11 protein-coding genes are annotated in these 15,962 nt (G+C 67.0%); 2 read left to right on the top strand and 9 right to left on the bottom strand.

What is annotated here, in order from left to right; translation table 11 throughout:
• Positions 1-244 precede the first annotated feature (244 nt).
• Positions 245-2,650 (bottom strand): xylulose 5-phosphate 3-epimerase, encoded by a 2,406-nt coding sequence (locus BZL41_RS11730; protein WP_095599464.1) that lies wholly within the window; start codon positions 2,648-2,650, stop codon positions 245-247.
• 127 nt (positions 2,651-2,777) lie between these two features.
• On the opposite strand from BZL41_RS11730, the gene BZL41_RS11735 reads away from it, so the two are divergent.
• The gene (locus tag BZL41_RS11735; RefSeq protein ID WP_095599465.1) at positions 2,778-4,181 is read left to right on the top strand and encodes an MBL fold metallo-hydrolase RNA specificity domain-containing protein; all 1,404 of its coding nucleotides are present in this window, start codon (positions 2,778-2,780) and stop codon (positions 4,179-4,181) included.
• Between the two features lie 203 nt (positions 4,182-4,384).
• A complete protein-coding gene (locus tag BZL41_RS11740) occupies positions 4,385-5,461 on the top strand; it encodes an LOG family protein (RefSeq protein ID WP_095599466.1) in 1,077 nt (358 codons plus the stop codon).
• Positions 5,462-5,727: 266 nt separating this feature from the next.
• On the opposite strand, the gene BZL41_RS11745 is transcribed toward BZL41_RS11740, so the two are convergent.
• From BZL41_RS11745 to BZL41_RS11780, 8 genes are all read right to left on the bottom strand, one after another.
• Positions 5,728-6,924, bottom strand: a complete 1,197-nt coding sequence (locus BZL41_RS11745) for an amino acid deaminase (protein ID WP_095599467.1) — start codon at positions 6,922-6,924, stop codon at positions 5,728-5,730.
• Positions 6,925-7,130: 206 nt separating this feature from the next.
• Positions 7,131-11,555 carry a glycosyltransferase gene (locus BZL41_RS11750; protein WP_168190984.1) on the bottom strand — a complete coding sequence of 1,475 codons (4,425 nt, stop codon included), beginning with the start codon at positions 11,553-11,555 and terminating at the stop codon, positions 7,131-7,133.
• The gene (locus BZL41_RS11755; protein WP_095599468.1) at positions 11,552-11,968 is read right to left on the bottom strand and encodes an FdtA/QdtA family cupin domain-containing protein; all 417 of its coding nucleotides are present in this window, start codon (positions 11,966-11,968) and stop codon (positions 11,552-11,554) included. Before BZL41_RS11755 ends, BZL41_RS11750 begins: the two co-directional genes overlap by 4 nt.
• Positions 11,959-13,107: a DegT/DnrJ/EryC1/StrS aminotransferase family protein gene (locus BZL41_RS11760; protein ID WP_095599469.1), complete on the bottom strand. Its 1,149-nt coding sequence runs from the start codon at positions 13,105-13,107 to the stop codon at positions 11,959-11,961. The genes BZL41_RS11755 and BZL41_RS11760 overlap by 10 nt, the downstream gene beginning before the upstream one ends.
• Positions 13,091-13,573, bottom strand: coding sequence for an acyltransferase (locus BZL41_RS11765; protein WP_218224507.1), 483 nt, complete (start codon positions 13,571-13,573; stop codon positions 13,091-13,093). The genes BZL41_RS11760 and BZL41_RS11765 overlap by 17 nt, the downstream gene beginning before the upstream one ends.
• Positions 13,570-14,718: a CDP-glycerol glycerophosphotransferase family protein gene (locus BZL41_RS11770; RefSeq protein WP_095599470.1), complete on the bottom strand. Its 1,149-nt coding sequence runs from the start codon at positions 14,716-14,718 to the stop codon at positions 13,570-13,572. Before BZL41_RS11770 ends, BZL41_RS11765 begins: the two co-directional genes overlap by 4 nt.
• Complete coding sequence (locus BZL41_RS11775; RefSeq protein WP_095599471.1) at positions 14,711-15,382, bottom strand: NTP transferase domain-containing protein; 672 nt, start codon at positions 15,380-15,382, stop codon at positions 14,711-14,713. The genes BZL41_RS11770 and BZL41_RS11775 overlap by 8 nt, the downstream gene beginning before the upstream one ends.
• Entirely contained in the window at positions 15,358-15,960 is a 603-nt protein-coding gene (locus tag BZL41_RS11780; protein WP_095599519.1) for an HAD-IB family phosphatase, read from the bottom strand. Before BZL41_RS11780 ends, BZL41_RS11775 begins: the two co-directional genes overlap by 25 nt.
• Positions 15,961-15,962 lie beyond the last annotated feature (2 nt).

Below are 15,962 nucleotides of genomic sequence, written 5' to 3' on the forward strand. Positions count from 1 at the left end.
CTCTGTACGAAAAGTGCCTGCGCTCGGTGATGCGTCGTTAAAAATCGGTTCGGAATGCTCATTTACAACTCGTAAACTCCGCTTCCTCACCGATTTTTGTCGGGGGCGCCGAGCCTAGCCTGACCTTCGCTCGACGACTTTTCGTACAGCCCCTAGAGCAGCGGCATCCTCAGCGTAGAGCCGGAGGGCGGCTTTTTACAGCCGTGGGCCAGCGCGGCTGACTAGCGGTAGCCGAAGACCGGTATCAGCGCAACCCCCGTGGATCACCCTTGCCGGCCACGGCCGCCGCTTCGTCCGGTGTCAGCAACGCGGTGCGCGGCACATCCATCAGCCGCGCGCAGGCCGCCAGGACATTGGCCCAGGTGGCGCGGTTGACGAATTGCATACCCGCCTCGTCGAAGGTGCCACCCCGGTTGCGATAGCCCAGGACCGCGCTGTTCGCAGCATCCGGCAGGATCGGCCAGAGGTGCCCACGCGCCACTTCCGGGCGCATGTGGGTGAGCAGCACGCGGCGGACGTGAGAGTCCGGGAACAGCCGCTCGGTCAGCGCCTGCTCGGCCACCGCTTCCAGCTCCTGGCGGTCGCGCGGCGCACGGAAACGCCCGGGCTCCTGCAGGTAGACCAGCCGATACGGATAACCGGCCTCGCGCAGGCGCACCGCGGCACGACGCATTTCCGCCAGTTGATAACTGCCGTTGGCGATCAGCAGCAGCGGCTCGCTGCCGGCCTGCTCTTCCACCACCAGTGCCCCGTCGCGGGCCAGTTGCTCGGCCTGGGCGCGATCGAACACCGACGGCCGCTCGCGCTTGGGCGCCACCACGCAGGCCAGTTGTCCTCTCGCCCGGTAGATCGAGGGCAACAGCGCCAACAGGCTGTTGTGATCGGCCGGGAACAGCACGCGCACCGCATCGCTCATCTCGCCGAGCAAGGCTTCGCAGAAGGTAGTGTCCTGGTGGGACTGCTGGTTCTTGCCGTTCTCCCAGGTGTGGGAAGTGGCCACCAGAGGCCAGCCGAGCCAGCCGGCCGGGCGTCCGGCTTCCTTCTGCTGGCGGGCGAAGATCAGTGCCTGGCGCACCGCACCGAGCATCTTCACGCAGAAGGCTTCGTAACTGGCTACCAGGTTAAGCCCGCCCTGGTTGGCCAGGCAGGCGGAGACCACCGCTTCCTCGTTGAGCGCGGTGATCACCTTGCCGTCCAGCGCTTCGTGGACATTTTCCGGCTCGCAGACGCGATGCTTCAGTGCGTCGAGCACCCCGCCCAACCGGTTGCTGGCCAGTTCGTCGGGATTGCCCACCCGTGGCCGCAACCCTGGATTCGCCTTCACCAGATCGACGAAGAAACGGTCCAGCGCCGCCATCGGCGAGCAGACATCGTCCCGGTAGTGCAGCGCCGGCATCACCGGCTCCGCCGGCCGGCGTACCGCCAGCAGGTTGTCGCGCTCCAGCGGGCGGCCCTGGCGCAAGGCCGCGAAGCATTGGCGCGCGCTGTCCAACTCCGCCAGCGGCACGTACAGCGGCGCGGCATGCTCGTTGAACAGACGGCTGGCCTCGGCATCGCGGGAGGGATTGCCCGGCAGCGGCAGGTTGTGGGCGGCGTTGCTGCCGGCTCCGTAGAAGCCGAAACCCTTTTCCGTCTCGGCAATGGCATAGGGAATAGGCAAGGGATAGTGCAGGATGCCGCTGTTCTTCTCCTGGACCCGTCGCGCCAGCCGTTGCTCCATTTCCCATAGGGTGCAGACGAAGGCCGCCGGGTCGCGACCGTCGAAGGTGATCGGGTCGAAGCCGCAACGCCGCAGGTGCTGGCGGAAACCCTCCAGCCCCTCGTGGGTGCCCAGCTCGGTGCGCTGTTCGATGCGTCGGCCGTTGGCGATCATCACCGGCAGCGCCGTGCCGCAATCCTCGGCCCGCCACCAGCGCGGCATCCAGTCGCTGCCGCGCTGCTCCTCGGCGGCGCCATCGGAGAGGAAGGCCACCAGGGTCTCGCCGGGCAGCGGCAGGTGGGCGTACTGCAACTCGGCAAAGCCGAGGTAACCGCCCTCGGCGATCCCGCCGGCGGTGTGCGGGTTGACGTGGCTGCCCAACGGTACGCCGGGCGCCCCGTCCGGCGCCTGGGCGTAGCTATAGAAGTCCTGTACCAGCCGGTTCAGCCCTTCGTCGTCGAAGCCATAGCGCTCGGCCTGTTCCGGATGCTGGTTGCCGGTGAGCAGGTTGAGCGCCTCGATGGCCGCCACGCAATGGCCCTGGCCCATCAGCCAGCCACGGGTCTCGCCGCTGAGCGCGTTGAGTGCGAGGTAGCCGGCATAGGCCGGGACCATGTTCAGCGCGCCACCGGTATGTCCTTCGGGTGCCTGTTTGAAATCGTCGGCCCCCAGCGGCTCGCCATCCAACCGCACACGTCGGGCGTAGGTCATGTGCACCACCAGCCAGAGGCCGGCGGCGCTCAGCCGGTCGAGGGCATGCAGGGTGCGGTAGACGCTGGCCAGGTCCGGCTGACGCCCGGCCTGCACCAGTTGGTGAGCGAAGCGGTACACCGCGGCCTGGGTCTCGGCACTATGCTGAAAGGGACCGTAGCCCGCCTGCCAGGCGGCGAAGATTGGCTCGGCCCGGGCATGTTCGGCCAGCTCGGCCTGGCTCGGCAGTATCTGATGCATGTGAGGGCTCCGTGAGTTGATGGGATCAAGTCTAGGCAGCTCACATGACGCCGATGCTGATGTGCATCAACACGGCCCCGCGATGGCGCTGACAGGCTATCGAGACATCACATAGAAGGAAGTAGCCATGGCCTTGCTCAGTTTCCTCGGTGCCATCCAACAGGTCACCGGTTCCTGCTACCTGATCGAAAGCCGCGACGGCGCGCGGGTACTGCTCGATTGCGGCATGCGCCAGGGGCGCCGCGAAGAAGAGGAAGGCAACCGCGCGCCCTTTGCCTTCGATCCGAAGACCCTGGACGCCGTGGTGATTTCCCACGCCCACCTCGATCACACCGGGCTGCTGCCCAAGCTGGTTGCCAAGGGCTATCGCGGCCCGATCTTCGCCACCGAGGCGAGCTGCGACCTGATGGAACTGATGCTGCTGGACTCCGCCAATATCCAGGAAAAGGACGCCGAGTGGGAAAGCAAGTGGCGCGCCCGCCTGGGCAAGCCGCCGGTCAATCCGCTCTATACCGTGGCCGACACCGAGCACACCCTGAAGCGTCTCCACCCCCTGCCCTACGGTCAGCCTCACGAGGTGGCGAAGGGCGTGAGCGTGACCTACCACGATGCCGGCCACATCCTCGGCTCGGCCATCGTCGAACTGGCGGTGCAGGACCACCACATCACCCGCCACCTGGTGTTCTCCGGCGACCTGGGCAACACCTGCTCGCCCTTGATGAAGGACCCGGCCATCCTCACCCGCGCCGACGTGGTGCTGCTCGAATCCACCTATGGCGACCGCGACCACCGTTGCAGCGCGGACACCCTGGACGAGCTGGCCGAGATCCTCCAGGCCGCCCACCGCGACGGCGGCAACGTACTGATCCCAGCCTTCGCCGTCGGCCGCACCCAGGACCTCATCTACTACCTCGGCCGCTTCTACCAGGAAGGCCGGCTGCCCCAGCAGGCAGTGTTCCTCGACAGCCCCATGGCGATCCGTGCCAACGCCATCTACTCGCGCTACCACGGTTCTTTCGATCCGGCCGACCGCGCCGAACTTCAGGCCCATGGGGTCAAGCGCGTGGAAGACTGGCTGCCGATCCTGCGCACCACCCCGACGCCGGAAGAATCCATGGCGATCAACCGCATCAAGCGCGGCGCCATCATCATCGCCGGCAGCGGCATGTGCACCGGCGGGCGGATCGTCCAGCACTTCAAGCACAACCTCTGGCGCGAGGAATGCCACATCGTGTTCCCCGGCTTCCAGGCCAAGGGCACCCTCGGCCGCGCCATCGTCGAAGGAGCCAGCACCGTGCGCGTGCTGCACCAGCGCATCGCGGTGAAAGCCAAGGTGCACACCCTCGGCGGCTTCTCGGCGCATGCCGGGCAATCGCAACTGCTCGAATGGGTGAAACACTTCGATCACCATCCTGAGCTTTACTTGGTGCATGGGGAACTCGAAAAGATGCAGGCTCTGCAAACCGTCCTGCGCGAGCGCCTCGATTGGATCGCCAATATCCCTGAACCAGGAGAACAGATAGCCCTCTGAATGACGCCGACGGTTCCTGGCAACTCCGCCGGCGTCGCCGTGCCCTGTGCGGCCGGCCCGATCGCCAGCTTCGGCTGGCGCCTGCGGCATAATGCAGAAACTGTCGGCACTCCGGTGCATTCGCACCGCGACGGCGGCAGCCCTGGGGAGTAGACGCCGCTTCGCCGGTGTCCAACATTCCCTGATGTACAAGGAGAAGTCGAATGCCCTACGAACCGGACGATTACCTTTCCCGCCACTTCCAGACCAGCGGGGTCGATCTCGCCAGCAAGATCGACGAATTGGTCACCCTGTCCGTCCCCGATACCAGCCCCAACCTGCCGCTTTACCGCGAAATGCTGCTCACCGTGATCCGCATGGCCCAGGCCGACCGCAACCGCTGGGACGCCAAGATCATGCTGCAGACCCTGCGCGAGATGGAGCACGCCTTCAGCCGCCTCGAACAGTTCAAGCGGCGCCGCAAGGTCACCGTGTTCGGCTCGGCGCGCACGCCGCTGGAACACCCGCTGTACGCCCTGGCTCGCGAACTGGGCGCCACCCTGGCGCGCTACGACATGATGGTCATCACCGGCGCCGGTGGGGGGATCATGGCGGCCGCCCATGAAGGGGCCGGCCTGAACAACAGCCTCGGCTTCAACATCACCCTGCCCTTCGAGCAGCATGCCAACCCCACGGTGGACGGCACGGAGAACCTGCTGTCGTTCCACTTCTTCTTCGTGCGCAAGCTGTTCTTCGTCAAGGAGGCCGACGCCCTGGTGCTCTGCCCCGGCGGTTTCGGCACCCTGGACGAGGCGCTGGAAGTGCTGACCCTGATCCAGACCGGCAAGAGCCCGCTGGTCCCGGTGGTCCTGCTGGACGAACCCGGCGGCACCTACTGGACGCATGCCCTGGAATTCATGCGCGCCCAACTGGAGGAAAACCGCTACATCCTGCCCAGCGACATGCACCTGATCCGCCTGGTGCACAGCGCCGAGGATGCCGCGGAGGAAATCGCCCAGTTCTACCGCAACTTCCACTCCAGCCGCTGGGTCAAGGACCTGTTCGTCGTGCGCATGAACCACCCGCTGAGCGACGCGGCGCTGGCGGAACTGCGGGAGAATTTCGCCGATCTCTGTCTCAGCGGCACCTTCGAACAGCAGCCCTCCTGCGAAACCGAGCAGGACGAACCGGAGCTTTGCCATCTGGCCCGTCTGGCCTTCACCTTCAACGGCCGCGACCACGGCCGCCTGCGCGAACTGCTCGACTTCATCAACCTCTCCCAGCACTGGGCCAAGGCCTGACCCCGAACGCCAGCGCGCCGGCCTGTCAGGCCAGCCTGCTGGCTCGTCGTGGGCAGTGTTCGCAGATACAGGCGTTCGCCCGGCGAAACCCCGCTGGGCGCCCCTACAAGAGCTCGAGAAACCGCACAGTGTTTCCTGTGGGAGCGAATTCATTCGCGATAGCCTTACACCGTCTTCGCGAATGAATTCGCTCCCACAGATTCGTAGCCCAGACTTCTATAGGGCGATTCATTCGCCCAATGGCACGGTCCGAAGCGCCCGCCCCGTCAAAAGAACGTGGGCAAGGTCTCGATGACTTGCAACTCCGCGTCCACCAGGCAGATCTGCCGCCACTTGTCGAAGGTCAGGCAGGGATGGGAGGCACCGAAGGCGATGATGTCGCCCACATGCAGCACCGCGTCGACGGGGATGTCCATGAAGGCATGCTGGTCCATCAACTTGTTCACCCGCCAGGCGCTGACGTTCTCGGCCACCGTGCTGCCGGATCGGTAACGCCGCAGCGGTTGCGGCATGGCATCGGAGGCGATGTCGCGCTTGCCCAGGGCGACGATGGCCCGACCCGGCTCCGGCAACGACTGCACATGGGCCCAGACCTCCATCGCCGGACGCAGTGGCGCGTCCCAATCCGGATGGCGCGCCTGCACTGCCGCCTGCGCCTCGCCGTAGAGACCATGGTCATGCACCACATAGCACCCCGGACGCAACACGCCGGTGAAACGCTCGCGCACGTCGTGGCGGTCGAAGGCCTCGGCGATCAGGTCATACCAGGCCGAACCGGAAGCCGTGACGATAGGCCTCTCGAGGGCGAACAGGCCGCGCTCCAGCAGGCCGACGGCGATGGCCACCAGTCGCTCGGCGTAATCGCGAACGCTCCCAGCGCTGTCCTCGCCGTAGATGACCCCCTCGTAACCTTCGATGCCGGTCAAGGCCAGCGCTGGCTGGGCCGCCACCGCCTCGGCCAGGCGCTGCGCCTCTTCCGCGCTGCGGCAGCCGCAACGACCGCCGGGCACGCCGACTTCGATCATCACGTTCAGGCGCAGCCCGCGCTCGCCGAAGAAGCGCCCCAGTTCGGCGACGTTGTCCGGGTGGTCGACCAGGCAGTGGAAATCCACCCCGGGATCGCCCAACAACTCGGCCACCAGCTCCATGTTGGGCGCACCGACCAACTGGTTCGCCAGCAGCAGGCGGCGTACCCCATGGGCATGGGCGGCGCGGCACTGCACGGCGGTGGCCAGGGTGATGCCCCAGGCGCCCTGGTCGAGCTGCCGCTGGAACAGCGCCGGGGTCATGGTGGTCTTGCCGTGGGGCGCCAGCAGCAGGCCGTGCTGCTCGGCATAGCGCTGCATCCAGCGCAGGTTGTGTTCCAGGGCATCGTTATGGATGACCAAGGCCGGCAGGCTGACGTCGCTCAGCAGCCGACGGCCGCCCTGGGGCAGGCCTTTGTCGAGGATGGGCAGGGACATGGACGGTTCCTTATGCATACAGGCATCGCCGCCACCGTTGGCACGATCGAATCGGCCCCCACGGCAGTTGGCGGCGTTCTTTCCCGGAGGAATTGGCCACCCAGTCTACTGCCTGGGCCCGACGCCAAGGCAATGGCCTTGGCGACGCGAAGCCCCACGCAATCGTGGGGGCTTCGCCTCAGGGCCGGTTTACGATCTGCTGTGCATCAGTCCGGCAGCCAGGCGGAACGCCAGGCTTCCAGGTTACGGCCCTCCAGCATCCAGTCCGAAAGCACCACGCTGCGCAGCGCATCGCCGGCTTTTGCGGTGGCGTCCATGTCGGCGAGGTGCATGCGGATCGCCTCGACCCAGTCGCGGAAGCGGTTCTTCACCCGCGTCACCGGCAGGTCGCCCCGGTAGCAGCGCAGATCGCTGCACACCACCGGGAAGCCGCAGGCGCCGTACTCCAGGAGACGCAGGTTGCTCTTGCACTCGTTGAACAGGTTCTCTTCCACCGGGGCGATGGCCAGGTCCAGGTTCAGGCTGGCGAGCATCGCCGGATACTGCTCGATGGCGACGCCCTTGTGGATTTCCTTCACGTAGGGACGGATCGCCTCGGGGCACATGCCGAAGAATACCCAGTCGACCTCGCCCGCCAGCTCCTTGACCACGTCGGCGATCATTTCCAGGTCGCCGGTATGGCTCGAACCGCCGGCCCAGCCGACCCGGGGCCGCTCGCCGACCCTCCGCTCGGCTTTCAACCCGCCCCACCAGGGCACCGGCAGGCGGTTCTCGATGACCCGCATCTGCGGATGCAGGCCGGCGAACGCCTCGGCCAGCGCCTCAGTGGAGACCACGAAGCGGTCGACGTAGCCCAGGCCGCGACGCAGCGAACGGAGAATGTCCTTGGGCATCTTCTCCCGGTGCACGCTCTTGATCGGCAGGTTGGGCAGATAGTCGTCCAGCTCGTAGACCTTGAAGGCCCTGGAGAAAATCTGCATCCGCCGCATGGCGTCGAGGCGCTCCTCGCCGATCTGCCGTTGCAGCAGGATCACATCGGGGTCGTAGCGTTCGAGGTCGGTGACGTGCATCAGCCCCATGGACAGCGCCCCCTCGATCAGGCCCGCCTGGTGCTGGGCCTGGAACGGTTGCATGACCCGGTAATGACCGCAGCCGAACGGGTCCGCCGGGTGCGCCAGCACCACTGGCAGCGGTCGCCAGGACGACAGCGGCCGCCAGGAAAGCTGGGTATCGGCCAGTTTGAAGCCGCCCGGCTGCGCCAGCGACAGGTTGGGGTTGTAGGCCGGGTCGCGCGCCAACAGCGGCAGCCACTTGGCGTACATGGCGTCCTGTTCTTCCGGCGTCGCGGGGGTTTCGTCGGCGCGGTCCAGCATCAGCTTGGCGTAGGGTGTCCAGACCGTCAGGTAGCCGGCCTGGCGCGCGCGCAGGCAGAGGTCCGCATCGACGTAGCGCAGCGGAACGTCCGCCTCGCTGAGCCCGCCCAGCTCCGCATAGAGATCGGCCGGGATCATCAGGCAGTCGCGGCTGACGGCGCTGCAGTTCTGCGCCACCTGCAAGCGATGCAGGTAGCCGGGCGCATCCAGCGGCTCGCCCACGAACGGGCGCCCCACAGGCCCTTCCAGGCCGAGGATCGAACAGGCCTGGGCGATCTTGCCGTCGGCGCCGAGCAGCTTGCCGCCGACGATGCCGACCTCGGGACGCTGGGCATGGTTGACCAGCTCGTCCAGCCAGTCGCCCTCCACCACCGCGGTATCCGGGGACAGCAGCAGCAGGTAGCCGCCACGCGCCTGCCCGGCCGCCAGGTTGAACAGGTCCGCCAGGCCGGCCGAGCCGTCGGCGCTGCGCACGATGCGGATGCGCTCTTCGCCCAGCCCGGCCAGGGCAGCCAGCCAGGCGCTCACCGCCTCGGCTTGCGGGTGGCTTTCCAGCAGCAGGATTTCGTAGGGCGAGTAGCCGGTGGTCTCCAGCACGCTCTCCACGCACCGCTGCAACTGCGGCAGGCGCTCGCCGGCCTCGATCAGCAGCGAAACCAGCGGACGCTCGGCATGACCGTAGTCGATGCGGTAGCGCCCCGGCTGCGGCGATGTGACCTGGGCGGACTGGTAGCCGCGCAGTTCGAGGTGCCGGACGATAGCCTGCTTCTCGGCCTCCACATTGCCGAGCGTCGGCGGTGTGCCGATCAACAGCGGCTCGGGCACATGGCCCAACCCGTCCAGCCCGCCCAGGTTGATCAGGCGCAGGATCAGTTCGAATTCCGGTGCGTCGCGGAACGCCGGATCGAATCCCCCTGCCCCGACCGCCACATCGCGGCGGAACAGCCAGTGGCGACTCATGCCGGCCGGGAAGCCGAGCAGGTAATCCAAGTTGAACGCCGGGCGGAAGGCCGCCCCCAGGGTGCCGTCGCCTTGGCGGTACAGCTCGTCGCAATAAATGGCCCGGCACTCGGGGGCGTTGAGCAGCTCCAGGCCGGCCATCAGCAGGCCGCCCGGAGTGAACTCGTCGCCGGCGCGGGCCAGGCCGATCCAATCGGCACTCATCCCGAGCAGGGCCTGGTTCAGCCCGTCGACCCAGTTTTCCGGGGTGACGGTCAGCACGTCGCCGCCGCTGAAGGCGAGGTCGTCGGCACTGGCGACGGACAGCACCACGACCTGGACATTGCGGTAGAAACCTGCCTCCAGCGAGCCCAGCGTCGCCCCCAGCCGGGCACGGTCGCCTTCCAGATCGAGCAGCACCAGGCCGAAGCCCGGTCCATCGCCCTGCTCGGCCAGGCGTTGTTCGATCAGGCGCCGCTGGACCGGCGTCAGCGCGCGACGCTTCAGCCAGTCCTCCAGGCTCGGTGCCTGGCGGCTGCGCCCGCCGTCGCCGACGCCCATCTGCTGCAGCAGTTGGCGCCGGCCCGCCCTCACGCGCTCGCTGCCAAGATCGGAGTGGCGGCGATACATTTCCTGGTAGAGCGCACCGAAGTTCTTCCGCTCGCGTCCGAGCATGTGGTCGCCGGACGCCCCGGCGCCCTCGCGTACCCGAACCTCCGCGGTGATCTCCGGCATGTGCACGACCGGGTAGCGCGCCGCCAGGCGCAGCAGCATGTCCCAGTCCTCGAACGCGGTGAGGCCGGTGTCGAACTCACCCACCGTCGCCAGCATCGCGCGCGGGTGCACCCAGGTGTTGACCGGGATGTAGTTCTGGACGAACAGCTTTTCCCGGTCGAACTGGCTGTGCAGGAACGGCGTGGAGCGGTCCAGCTCGATGCGGGCGCCCTCTTCCAGGCGCTCGCGGACGTAGACCACGCCGCTGTACGCCACGGCGTTGGGGTTGCGCTCCAGCACCGCGGCCAGCTTCGCCAGGTGCTCGGGCAGGTAGATATCGTCGTCGTCGAGGTAGGCGATGTAACGCCCCCGGGCCTGTTTCAGCCCCGCGTTACGCGCCGCGGACAGGCCACGGTTGCGCCCCTGGTAGAGATAGGTGATCGGGAAGTCGAAACCGGTGAGCAGCGACTCCACCGGCGTGCCGTGGTCGTTGACCAGAATGACTTCGAAGTCCTTCAGGGTCTGCCGCGCCAGGCTGGCCAGGGCATCCACCAACAGCTCGGGACGGTTGAAGGTGGTCAGGATGACGGAGAACAGAACCTCGGACTCGGCTTCCTGATCCAGCGCAGCCTCGAACAGCGCCTGGCGGATACGCTCCTTGCGCGCCTCGAAACGCGCCTGCACGTCGGCCGGGTAGGCGGCGAAGCGGCGCAGATAGAGCTCCCAGATGCCCGCCGCGCCCTGGCGCATGCGCTGGCGCGAGCCCGGCACGGCCAGGTTCAGCTCGAGGATTTCGGTGTGCTCGGCCAGTGGCTTGTCGGATGCGTAGAAGCCCTTGGAAATCTGTCCGCCGTGGACGCGATAGCCCACCGTCGCCTGATGCAGGAAGAGGAACTCCGGCGCCACCTGGGCCATGCGGGTCCAGAGTTCCCAATCGCCGGCCAGCATGTCGGCGCGATGGATGCCGCCATCCGGCAGGGTCAGGCTGGGCAGGATGCTGCGCCGCAGAATCGCCGCCGACGGGGTGATGTAGTTGTCGTAGCGCAGCAGATCGACCAACTCGTCGCGACCACCGACGTAACTGCCGGCGCGGTGGCCTGGGTGCACGGCGTGCTTGATCACCTTGCCCTGCTCGTCGATCCACATGCACTGGGTGTAGCCCAGGGCGACATGGGGATGCCGATCCATGGCCTCGACCAGGCTGCGCAGGTGATCGGGGTAGATCAGGTCGTCGGAGCCCAGCACCACCACGTAGCGGCCGGCCCCCGCGCGCAGGCACTGGTTGTAGTTGCCGATCATACCCAGGTTGCGCGGGTTGACCTGATAGCGGAAACGCGGGTCCTGGCGGTAGCGTTCCAGCACCTCCACGCTGTTGTCCGGCGAGCAGTCGTCGAACACCAGCAACTCGAAACGCACCCCCTCCTGGGCCAGCACCGAATCGATGGTCTGCGCCAGGTAGGCGGCGTTGTTGTAGGACATCACCGCCACGGTGACATCGACCGCCGGGGCCTTCGGCGTCCGGCGGCGGGCCTTGGCCTCGCTCAGCCGGCCCAGCCCATCGAGCAGGCGCCCGATCGCGGGGGTTTGTCGATTGAGTTCTGTCATGCAAGGGACCCCGTCACCACGGCCCGGAACGTCTCGTAGTCCCGGTAGTAGTCATCTTCGTCATAGTGTTCGGACGCAAGGACCATGCACACCGAACCACTGGAAAAGTTGTCGATCTCCCGCCAGATCATCGGCGGGATGTAGAGCCCGTAGTAGGAGCGGTTCATGTGGTACTTGAAGCGGGTCCGGCCGTCGTCGAGGAGGATGTCGAAGCTGCCGGACATGGCGATGAGCAACTGGTGCAGCCCCTTGTGCGCGTGACCGCCGCGGTGCGAGCCGCCCGGCACGTCGTACAGGTAGTAGACCCGCTCGATGCCGAATGGCACATGGTGATTGGCCTCGATGAAGGTGAGGTTGCCGCGGGGGTCCTCGATCTTCGGCAAGTCGATGATCTTGCAGTCTTTCAGTGACATGTCGGCTCCTTGGACTCGGCCTGTGAGGCGTGGCCGGCGAAACGGTTGCAGGCATCGATCACCGCCTCGACGAGGGGCTCGGGCATGCCCGGGTACAGCGGCAGGCTGAGGACTTCCCCGGCCAGCCGGTCGGCGATGGGCAAGGCATGGGCGGCCAGTTCCGAGTAGGCCGCCTGTCGGTGGATCGGGATTGGGTAGTGAATCAGGGTCGGAATGCCGCAGGCGTGCAGATGTGCCTGCAGCGCATCGCGCCGGGCGCAGCGCACCACGAACAGGTGCCAGACGTGGCCTGCCGCCGGCTCGCCCGCCTGCGGCAGGCCGATCAGCGGGTTGCGGATGCCCGCCCGGTAGCGTTCCGCCAGGGCACGGCGTTGCTCGGCATCGTCGGCCATGCGCCGCAGCTTGACCCGCAGCAACGCCGCCTGCAATTCGTCCAGGCGCGAGTTCACGCCCTTCACCGCATGCACGTATTTCTCGCTGGAGCCGTAGTTGCGCAGGCGGCGCACCGCCTCGGCCAGTTGCGCATCCTGAGTGGTCACCGCGCCGGCATCGCCCAGGGCACCGAGGTTCTTCACCGGGAAGAAGCTGAAGCCCGCCGCATCGCCCAGCGTGCCCACCGAACGGCCAGCGGCATCGAAGGCGCCATGCGCCTGGGCGGCGTCCTCGATGAGCAGCAGGCCGTGGCGATCGGCGAGGCTACGCAGCCGGTCCATGTCGGCCAGCCGCCCGTAGAGGTGCACGGCGATGATCGCCCCGGTGCGCGGGCCGATGGCCGCTTCCGCCCGCTGCGGATCGATGAGGAAACTGCCCTCCTCCGGCTCCACCGGCACCGGCACGCAGCCGGCCTCCGTCACGGCCAGGGCGGTGGCCACGAAGCTGTTGTCGGGCACGATCACTTCCGCTCCCTCGGCCAGTCGGCCCAGTTGGCGGTAGGCCTTGAGGATCAGGGTCAAGGCATCCAGGCCGTTGCCCACGCCGATGACATGGGCAACCCGGCACGCCTCGGCGAACTCGCGCTCGAAGGCGTCCACTTCCGGGCCCAGCACGTACCAGCCGGAGCGCAGCACCCGCACGAAGGCGTCGGTCAGCTCCGCCTCGTCGCGTGCGTTGAGGGCCTGCAGATCAAGAAAGCGATGCATCGTCGTCATCCAGGTAGCGCACGATCCGTGCAGGGTTGCCAACCACCAGCGCCAGCGCCGGCACGTCCCGGGTCACCACCGCGCCGGCTCCGACCATGGCCCGCTCGCCGATGGTCAGCCCGGGCAGGATCACCGCGCCGGCGCCAATGGAGGCACCGCGCTCGATGCGCGTCTCGGGGAAGCGTTCCGGCCACTGCCGGGAGCGCGGGAAACGGTCGTTGGTGAAGGTGGCGTTCGGCCCGATGAACACGTCGTCGGCGACCCGCAGCCCATCCCACAACTGCACGCCGCACTTCACCGTGACCCGGTCGCCCACCACCACATCGTTCTCGATGAAGCAGTGCGCGGCGATGTTGCAGTCGCGACCGATGCAGGCGCCCGCCAGGATCACCACGAACTGCCAGATCCGCGTGCCCTCGCCGATCGCCTGGCTCTGCACGTCCGCCAAGGGGTGACGCATGGTCATGCCATCAGCTCCTTGAGCACCTCGACCACGCGCCGCCCGGCCTGGCCGTCGAACGCGTGGAAGAACTCGTCGATCGCCGCGCGCCGGTCCGCGCCCAGCGGGTCCTCGCCCCGACGGAGCTGGTCGAGGAACGCGCCGATACCGGCGGCATCGCTGGCCGACTGGTAATGGCGGACCACCGCCGCGCCCTCCTCGTTGAGGCCCAGGCCATCCGGGTTGCGGAGGTAGAGCACCGGCTTGCCGGTGGCCAGGTATTCCATCAGGAAGGAGCCGACATCGCTTATCATCGCCTCGCTGGCGGCGAAGGCGTGCCGATGATCGGAGCGTTCGTCGACCACCACTCCGCGCTCGCGCAGTTCGTCCTTGAGCGCGGCGATACCCGCCTCGTCGAGGATGTTCAGGTTGGTCAGCTTCTTCCACAGCAGCGGGTGCGGACGGAACAGCAGCGCCAGGTCGGGGCGGCTGGCGAAGGCGTCGAGGATGTCACCGGCCAGCCGGTCGAAGGTGGACCAGAGATCGCCGTCGAAGGAGAAATGCGCGTTCCACAGCACCGCGCGACGCCCACCGATGGCCTCGCGCAGCGCCGGGTCCACCGGGAAGTGCGCGAGGTCCACCAGTCCGTCCATGCGCGGATGACCGGTGACATGGACATGCCGGGCCCCGCTCGGGCAGTGGCGGACGAACATCTCGCGCACACCTTCCGAGCGCACGAACACCGCGCTGGCCCCTGCCGTCACCGGCTGGCCGTACTGGTACACGTAGTTGTGCTCGCCACCGCCCACTTCCAGGCCATAGGGGATATAGGCCGTGCAGCGCACGCGCTGACGGAGCTTGGCGAAGCGATAGGCTTCCGGGCGGGTCTCGTCGTAGGGCGAGGTATAGAGCACGGCGTCCAGCCCCGCCTTGTCCAGGTCGAAGGCATCCCAGGCCACGAACGGCACGCCCATGTCGTTCAGATGCGCTTCCGATACCTCGCGGCGCCACTGGTAGTCCTTGTGGATGAACGGCAGCATCACCACGATGACGTCGAGGTCCGCGTCTTCGCGGGCGGCCTCCCAGACGCTGCGCACGTTGGCCCAGGATTCGGGCAGTTGATAGAGAATCGCCAGACGGCGCTTGGCGGGTACGCTTTGGCCGTTACGCATGTTCACCCCGCTCTTCCCAGCCACCGGCAATGACCTGGCGCGCCATGTCCAGGTCGGCGGTGGTATCGATGTCGAAGGCCTTCAGCTCGGCCGCGCGGATCGGCAGGTATGGCTCGATCGCCTGGTAGACGTAGATCGGCTTGTCCACCACCAGGCGCGGCTCAATGACAGCGATGCCGGTCCATTCCCAGGCGTGCTGCGGTTCGCGGGTGAAGCCGGTGACCGCCTCGCCGGTGTCGTCCAGCAGCACGCGCACCCCATCGCTGGTGGTGTAGCGGGAAATACCGATCAGTTGCGCATGCTCGTCAGCCGCCGCCATGAAGGCGCGGAAGGACGCCTCTTCCACCACGGTGTCGGCATCGATCACCAGGAAGCGTTCCTTCAGGTGCCGCGACACGCGGTGAATGCTCTGCAGGGTGTTGGTCCGGGCATAGTCGGGGTTGCGCACGACGATCAGGTCGCGCCGCAGGGACATGGCGTGGTCGATCACGTCCTCCTCCTGGAAGCCCACCACCAGCCAGATGGTTTCCGCCCAGGCCAGGCGCTCCAGGTGGTAGTCGAGCAACGTGCGTCCAGCCACCTCGACCATGCACTTGGGCTTGTTCAGCCCCAGGCGCGAGCCGATACCGGCGGCACTGATCACAACATGTTTAATAGGCGACATAGGGCATTCCCGTCGTTGATCACGAAATCGCTCAGCTTGACCAGCAGGCGATTGGGCGAGTGGGTACCGCCGAAGGCGATGCGCCAGTCGGCGGCTTCGAACATGGGCACGTCGTTCATGCCGTCGCCGACGGCGATGATCCGCTCGAAGCGGTCGCGCAGGCTGCTGACGGCATCGCCCTTGTGCAGGATGTGCGCGATACCGTCGAGGCGGCCGTCTTCCAGGCGCGCGGTGGAGGTGAAGCTCTGGATGCCGAGGCGGTCGAGTACCGGCTTGACCCAGATGTCCAGGTTGCCGGTGACCACGAAGCACCGCTCCGGCCGGCTGGCGATGAAGTCAAGGATATGGCGGTCGAACTCCACCTGTTCGGACAGCGCGGCGTGGATCCAGTCCAGCTTGGCATCGCGCAGCAGACGGACACGCAGCTTGAAGGATTTGTCGAAAGGCAGCACGCCGCTGATCGTGGCTTCGGTGAGAACGGATATCTCGTCTTCGAGCCCGACGGAGGACGCGATCAACGGCAGCAGCTCCTGACGGGTCAGGGTTCCGTCGAGATCGAAGCAGTAGGCAGTGGTCATGG

The organism is Pseudomonas sp. PIC25, from assembly GCF_002286785.1.
Lineage (GTDB): Bacteria > Pseudomonadota > Gammaproteobacteria > Pseudomonadales > Pseudomonadaceae > Pseudomonas_M.